5 protein-coding genes and 1 pseudogene are annotated in these 6,996 nt (G+C 76.3%); 3 read left to right on the top strand and 3 right to left on the bottom strand.

What is annotated here, in order from left to right; translation table 11 throughout:
- The coding region (locus ABD317_RS31755) for a DUF4190 domain-containing protein (RefSeq protein WP_344294484.1) at nucleotides 1–852 on the top strand (852 nt) is incomplete at its 5' end.
- Nucleotides 853–1,022: 170 nt separating this feature from the next.
- Entirely contained in the window at nucleotides 1,023–1,631 is a 609-nt protein-coding gene (locus ABD317_RS37925) for a bifunctional DNA primase/polymerase (RefSeq protein WP_425582490.1), read from the top strand.
- 49 nt (nucleotides 1,632–1,680) lie between these two features.
- Here ABD317_RS37925 and ABD317_RS37930 read toward each other — a convergent pair.
- The 3 genes and pseudogenes from ABD317_RS37930 to sigJ form a co-directional block, all read right to left on the bottom strand.
- Nucleotides 1,681–2,181, bottom strand: a pseudogene (locus ABD317_RS37930) (phosphatase PAP2 family protein); the annotation flags it as partial.
- Between the two features lie 323 nt (nucleotides 2,182–2,504).
- Nucleotides 2,505–3,863 carry a 4-aminobutyrate--2-oxoglutarate transaminase gene (gene gabT, locus ABD317_RS31765; RefSeq protein WP_344294488.1) on the bottom strand — a complete coding sequence of 453 codons (1,359 nt, stop codon included), beginning with the start codon at nucleotides 3,861–3,863 and terminating at the stop codon, nucleotides 2,505–2,507.
- Between the two features lie 187 nt (nucleotides 3,864–4,050).
- Nucleotides 4,051–4,971, bottom strand: a complete 921-nt coding sequence (gene sigJ, locus ABD317_RS31770; RefSeq protein WP_344294490.1) for an RNA polymerase sigma factor SigJ — start codon at nucleotides 4,969–4,971, stop codon at nucleotides 4,051–4,053.
- 317 nt (nucleotides 4,972–5,288) lie between these two features.
- On the opposite strand from sigJ, the gene ABD317_RS31775 reads away from it, so the two are divergent.
- Nucleotides 5,289–6,996: hypothetical protein (locus ABD317_RS31775; RefSeq protein WP_344294492.1), on the top strand; the 1,708-nt coding region annotated here is incomplete at its 3' end.

Consider the following 6,996-nt stretch of genomic DNA (forward strand, 5'->3'; position numbering starts at 1 on the left):
GAGGCAGGCCGGGCACCCGCGGCCGCCGCCCCGGCGCCACCCGCTCCGGACGCCGCGCTCCTCCCCGCACCCGACGGCGGCCCGCCCGTACCCGCTGCCCCCGGCTGGCTGCGCCCGCAGCCGGCGCCGGGACCGGGCCCGTACGGCCCGAAGCCCTACCTCCCCGGCCCCTACGTCTGGGTGCCGCCCGCCGGGCCGGCCAACGGCGCCGGGATCGCGGCGCTCACCCTCGGGATCATCGGCGCCACGCTGGCGTTCACCCTGCTCCTCAGCCCCCTCGCCGTCGTCCTCGGCGGTCTCGCCGTCGGCTTCGGCGTCACCGCCGTCCGCCGCGTCCGGCGCGGCGAGGCCCGCAACCGGGCGTCCGGGCTGTGGGGGATCTGGCTGGGCGGCGTCGCGGCCGTCGTGGGCGTCGGCATGAGCATCCTGCTCGTCGTCCTCGCCATGGACTACTTCGCCCCCGTCTCGCCCGAGACCGACAGCGCGGTCGAGGCCGGCGAGACCATCGCGTACGACGACGGGCTCGAAGTGACCCTCGACGCCCGGCCGGTCCCGGGCGGCCTCCTGGAGGTGCACGTCCGGGTCGAGAACGGCACCGGCGCGGACGCGGCCCTGGCGAACGGCGAGGTCAACGCCTACGAGGTCGGCACCAACGGCGAGTATCTGGAGCAGGAGAGCGGCGACGGGCTGCCGCTCATCCTCTCCGCGGACCGCGTCGCGATCGCCACGTACCGCTTCGAGACGGAGGAGGGGCTGTCGGAGGTCGAGTTCGAGGTGGCTCCCGGCGGCCAGTACGAGTACGCGTACTGGTGGAAGGACCTCGACGGCCGCACCGACGGGCGGACCGCCTGACGGGGCGCCGCCCTCCCGGCGCGCTGCGGCCCCCGCCCCGACGCCCGTTGTGACCGGGGCCACACGAACGTTTCCCCTCAAGCCGCATAAGGATTGCCCGCCTGCCCCCTCTCTCCACCGACGGCCGGTCCAGCGGGGACCGCCGCCACGGAGGCGAGGGACTGATCGTGATGACTGACGCGGGGGCGAAGTCTGCGGTGGAGTGGCTGGTGTCGGCGGCGCCCGAGCCCGAGACCTGCCGGTGGGAGTGGGAGCGCAACCCGCTGGGGGTGTCGCTCCTGCCCGCCGGCCGGGTGTGGGACGTGCTGATCCTGCCGGGGGAGCTGGGGCGGCCCACGCTGGACGTGGTCTCCCGGCTCGCCGGGCGGCCCGGGCCGGTGCTGGCGGACGTGACGGACGCGCGGCTCGGGTTCTTCGTTCCGCCGGGGACGGCGGCGCGGTGGATCGGTACGGGCGTACGGAGCGCGGGGCACGGGACGTGGATCGTGGTGCCCTACCCGGGGCGGTCGACGGGCGGGGTGCGGTGGCTGGTGCCGCCGGACGGGAGCGGGCGGCTGACGGATCCGGCGGTGCTGGAACTGGCGATGCACGAGGCGGCGGCGCGCGTCGCGGACGGCGCGGGCGGTGCGGCCGGTTCGGCCCGGCCGGGAGGTCCGGTCAGTTCTGAAGGTCCTGCCGGTCCTGCCGGTCCCGCCGGCCCTGCCGGACCCGGCGGTTCCGGCGGGCGTGCGGATCCCGGCCGTCCCGGCGGTCCGGCCGGTCCTGCCGGTCCGGAGTAAGCCCGCCCGCGGCGTACGCCGTGAGCCGGGCGGCCCCGTACCGGGCGGCGGCCAGCAGCACCGCGGCCACGCACCACCCCGCCACCACGTCCAGCGGCCAGTGGTACTCCCGCCACACCAGCCCCATCCCCGCCCCCGCCACCAGCGCCCCCGCCGCGGCGGCCAGCAGCCGGCGCGCGGCGCGGGAGCGGAGCAGCGGCAGCAGGAGCAGCACGGCGCCGCCGTAGGCGACGGCGGCGGTGGTGGCGTGGCCGGAGGGGAAGAAGCCGGCGTAGTCGTCGGCGAGGGGGCCCTTGGGGCCCGGCCGGGCCTGGGCGGACTTCAGCGGCAGTACGACGGCGGGCAGCACGGCGAACGCGGCGGCGCCGGCGAGCAGCGGGACCCGGACGCCCGCCGGGATGCGGTACAGGAGACCGCGCAGCAGACCGCGGAGGAGCCGGTGTACGCGGTCGGGCACCGGCCCGGGGCGTCCCCCGCCCCCGGGCCGCGGCGGTCCGGCCGCGGCGGCGGGAGCGGCCCGTTCCGGCGTTCGCCACACCGCGTACAGCATCGCCGCCGCCAGCACAGGCAGCGCGGCCCACACCCCGCCCAGGTCCGCCAGCAGCCCCGCACCCGCCGGGGCGTGCCGTGCCAGCGCGGGGCCGGTGCGCTCGTCCAGCTCGCGCACCGGCCCGTCCACCGCGACCTGCCAGGCGAGCAGCCCGTACAGCACGGCGCAGCCGAGGACCGGCCAGGCCGCGCCGGACCGCCGCCGCGGCGCCGGCGCGGGTGCGCCCTCCGGCACGAACCCCGGCTCCGGAACCGACGCCGGCTCGGCCTCCGCAGCACGGGCCGGCACCCTGCCCGGGCGCCGCTGTGCCCGTACCGCCTGCCTCACGCGTTCCGCGAGAGCGCCCCTTCCAGGATGTCCAGCCCCTCGGCCAGCAGATCCTCGCCGATCACCAGCGGCGGCAGGAAGCGCAGCACGTTCCCGTACGTCCCGCAGGTCAGCACCACCAGCCCCGCCGCGTGGCACGCCTTGGCCAGCGCCGCCGTCAGCTGCGCGTCCGGGTCCTTCGTCCCCGGCCTGACCAGCTCGATGGCGAGCATCGCGCCGCGCCCGCGCACGTCGCCGATGGCCTGGTGCTTCTCCTGCAGCGCCGTCAGCCGGCCCTTCATGATCTCCTCGATACGCCGGGCCTTCGCGTTCAGGTCCAGTTCGCGCATCGTCTCGATGGCGCCGAGCGCCGCGGCGCACGCCACCGGGTTGCCCCCGTACGTGCCGCCGAGGCCGCCGACGTGCGGGGCGTCCATCATCTCCGCCCGGCCGGTGACCGCCGCCAGCGGCAGGCCGCCGGCGATGCCCTTGGCGGTGGTGATGAGGTCGGGTACGACGCCCTCCTCCTCGCACGCGAACCAGCGGCCCGTGCGGCAGAAGCCGGACTGGATCTCGTCCGCGACGAAGACGATGCCGTTGTCCTTCGCGAACTGCGCGATCCGCGGCAGGAACCCGGGCGCCGGCTCGATGAAGCCGCCCTCGCCGAGGATGGGCTCGATCACGATGGCCGCCACATTCTCGGCCCCGACCTGCTTGCTGATGAGGTCGACGGCCTGCGCCGCGGCCTCCTCGGCGCAGTTCTCGGGCCCGGTCAGCCAGCGGTACGGGTACGCGACGGGCACGCGGTAGATCTCCGGCGCGAAGGGGCCGAAGCCGTGCTTGTACGGCATGTCCTTGGCGGTGAGCGCCATGGTGAGGTTCGTACGGCCGTGGTAGCCGTGGTCGAAGACGACGACGGCCTGCCGGCCGGTGTACGAACGGGCGATCTTGACGGCGTTCTCGACGGCCTCGGCGCCGGAGTTGAAGAGCGCGGACTTCTTGGCGTGGTCCCCCGGGGTCAGCTCGGCGAGCTGCTCGCAGACCTCCACGTAGCCCTCGTACGGCGTAACCATCATGCAGGTGTGCGTGAAGTCGGCCAGCTGCGCGGACGCGCGGCGTACGACGGCCTCCGCGCTGTTGCCGACGGACGTGACGGCGATGCCGGCGCCGAAGTCGATGAGGCGGTTGCCGTCGACGTCCTCGACGACGCCGCCGGCGGCGCGGGCGGCGAACACCGGCATCACGGTGCCCACGCCCTGCGCGACGGCGCCGTTCTTGCGCGCCATCAGCTCCTGGGACTTCGGCCCCGGAATCGGGGTGACAAGCCGCCGCTCCTGGGGGAGCGCGGCGCCTGCGGTGGCGGAAGCGCTGGTCATGGGGGATCTCCTCCGGGTCCGGACGACGATGCTCTCCCCCGCAGGCTAGGCCCGGGCACGCGACGGGGGCATGCTCCGCGGGGGAGCGGTGTGCCGTGTCGCCTTGTCCACGGTGGACAGGGGTGGGGTGAGCGGGGGACCGGGGCGGGTGGGGTGGGGGAACGCGCGTACGGCGGCCGGTGCCGGCTCACGCCTCCGGGAAGCGGACCGACGTCAGCTTCTCCGGGTTGCGCTGCACGTCGATCGCCGTGATCCGGCCGCCGTCGACCGTGAACGCCGCCACCGACACCTCCCCCTCCGGCCCGTACAGCAGCAGCCCCGCCGCGCCGTTGACGGTGACCACGCGCAGGGTGCCCGGCGGCAGCGCCCCGCCGCCGAACGACACCAGCCCGCGCGCCACCCGGTCGGCACCCCGCACCGCTCCCGGCAGCGACGCCACCAGCCCGCCGCCGTCGCCGCGCCACGTCACCTCCGGGTCGAGCACCCGCACCAGCGCCTCCAGGTCGCCCTCCTGGCAGGCGGCGGCGAACGCGTGCACCAGCCGCCGCTGTTCCGCCCGCGGGGCGGGCGCGGGCGGGCGGCTCTGCTCGATGTGCCGCCGGGCCCGGGAGGCCAGTTGGCGTACGGCACCGGGGGTGCGGCCGACGACCTCGGCGACCCGCTCGAAGGACAGCCCGAAGACGTCGTGGAGGAGGAAGGCGGTGCGCTGCGCGGGGGACAGCTCGTCCAGCACGACGAGCAGCGCCATGCTCACCGACTCGTCGAGCGTCACCTGCTCGGCCGGGTCGGGCACGGCGCTCCCGGCGGTCCCGGCGGTCCCGGCGACGGCCGGCTCCACCAGCGGCTCGGGGAGCCAGGTGCCCACGTACCGCTCGCGGCGGGAGCGGGCGCTGCCGAGCGCGTCGAGCGCGAGCCGGCCGACGACGGTGGTGAGCCAGCCGCGCAGGTCGCGTATCGCGCCGGGGTCGGGCACGCGGCGCAACCGCAGCCAGGACTCCTGCACGCAGTCCTCGGCCTCGGCGAGGGAGCCGGTGGTGGTGTAGGCGACACGGAGGAGGCGGGGACGCTCCTTCTCGAACGCCCGGGCGAGGCCGTCGTCTTGCGGCACCGTCACCGCCTCCCTTGAGCGGAGGCGGCGTCGTCGGTCGTGGAGCGGGGTCCCCCGGAGTCGGTGTTTCTCATGCCTTCAGGACGACGTGGGGGACGGATGTGTGACTCCGGAGGAACGGGTGGTGCGGGCCGCCGCCCGGCGGCGGGCGGACGGCGGCGGTTGAGGCGGGATCCGGACGGGCACCGGGTCGGTGGGCGGGAGGCGCTAAGTTGGGCGGGACGGTGCCGAGTTGCCGGTCTGCGGCGGGCTGGGCGCGGTGATGCAAGGTCAGGGCCGGACCCGGGGTCGGGGCCCGCGGGAGGAAAGAGCGGAACATGGGCGAGGACGGCCGGCTCGGGCCGCGGCAGGCGGGACCCGACGGAAGGGGCCGGCCCGACGTGCCGCCGCTGCCGCGCGTGCCGCCGGTGCCGCCCGTGCCTCCGCAGCGCCCGGGCACGTCCGCGGAGAAGCCCGGGCCGGGGTACGGGGCCGGGCCCGGGTACGGGGCGGTGAGCGACCCGGGCGCCCCGTTCCTGGCGTGGATGCGGGAGAGCCGGCCCGACGCGGCACCGGGCATCTGGCGCCACGGTCACGTGCCGCGCCAGCCCGAGGACCCCGACCGCCTCTCCGAGCGCCAGCTCCTGGGTGCCGCAGCACTGTCGGTGATCCTCGGGTTGATCGCGTGGTCGTTCTACCGCAACGGCGTCTTCCTGTTCGGGATGCTGGACGCGCCGCTCGACTGGTTCACACCGGACAGCTGGTGGGAGGGAGAAGGCGGCCGGCGGGACAAGCGCGCGGCGTCGGTCGCCAGGGACCTGTACGACTCGCTGGTGTTCGCGGCCCTCGTGTACGTCTGCGGCCGGTCGGGTGGCTGGCCGGAGCTGTACCGGCGGTTCGCCGTGGCCCGTGGCCCGGCGATGGAAGCCGCGCTGACGGGCGTGGCGGCGTTCGTCGTGGTGCTTCTTCTCCTGACCAGGGCGGTGCCCCTGCTGCGGGGGATCGTCGGAATGCTGCCCCTGTCATGGACCAACGGCTGGAACGAGTTTCTCGCCGCGGTCTTCGTGTACACCCTGTACGGGGTCGTCCTCGCGGTTCTGCTGTACCCCCTGAGCCGTTTTGGGAAGTGGCGTGAGGTGCTGACCGCCAAGTGGCGGGGGGTCCCCCTGGAGGGAGACGCCACCGGGAAGACCGATCCCGAGAAGGCCGAGGCCGACGATCCCGTGGCGTGGCCCGAGCTGCGCGCGGCCGGGCTGGTTGCGGAGGCGGAGGCGCTGGGCACGGCGGCGCGGAGCGGGGTCATGAACGACGTCGACCTGGCCCGGATAGCGCGGGCCTGGGAGTCCGCGCGGGCCCGGCCCGAGCGGCTCAAGGCGTTCGCCGACTCCGTGCGCTACGACGGGCCCGCCGCCTGCCCGCACCCCTCCGGGCTGCGCGACATCGGCCGCCGGGCGTACCCGCACGACCTCGTCACCGGCCAGGTCCGCATCGGCGCCGCCCCCGACGACAAGCGCAACCCCCACGTCTACCGCGGCGGCGGCATCGCCCTGGAGGCCGGCCTTCTCGGCACCGGGTTACTCGCCGTCGGCCCCGCAGGCAACGTGGTGACCGACCGCGTCACCGGCCCCGTCGCGGAGCTGCTGTGCCTGCAGGCGCTCGCCGGCAGGGCCGCCGTCGTCGTCGTCGGGGCGGCCGGCGCGCCGCTCGGCGACGACGACGCGTACGACGTCGTCATCCGCATCGCCGACCCCTCCTCGCCCCACGACCTCGACCTCTACGGCGGTACCGCCGACCCCGACGAGGCCGCCGCGCTGCTCGCCGAGGCCCTGCTCGGCGGCGAGGAGTCCGACTGGGCGCACGGCCGGCCGGCCGTCACCGCGCTGGGCCAGGTCATCGGCGCGTACCAGGCGGCGTACGACCGCTTCCCCGGGGTCTCCGAGCTGCGCGGGCTCCTCGACGGCGACCGCGCCGCCCTCGCCGCCCTGCGCCGCGACTGCGCCGCCCTCGCCGCCGGCCCCGCCCCCGCCCCCGCGGAGCCCGGCCCCG

The organism is Streptomyces synnematoformans (assembly GCF_039531005.1).
GTDB classification, from domain to species: Bacteria; Actinomycetota; Actinomycetes; order Streptomycetales; family Streptomycetaceae; genus Streptomyces; species Streptomyces synnematoformans.

Coding starts and splice junctions, on each gene's coding strand:
- ABD317_RS37925 (WP_425582490.1), top strand. CDS start 1,023: ATGACTGACGCGGGGGCGAAGTCTGCGGTGGAGTGGCTGGTGTCGGCG.
- gabT (WP_344294488.1), bottom strand. CDS start 3,863: ATGACCAGCGCTTCCGCCACCGCAGGCGCCGCGCTCCCCCAGGAGCGG.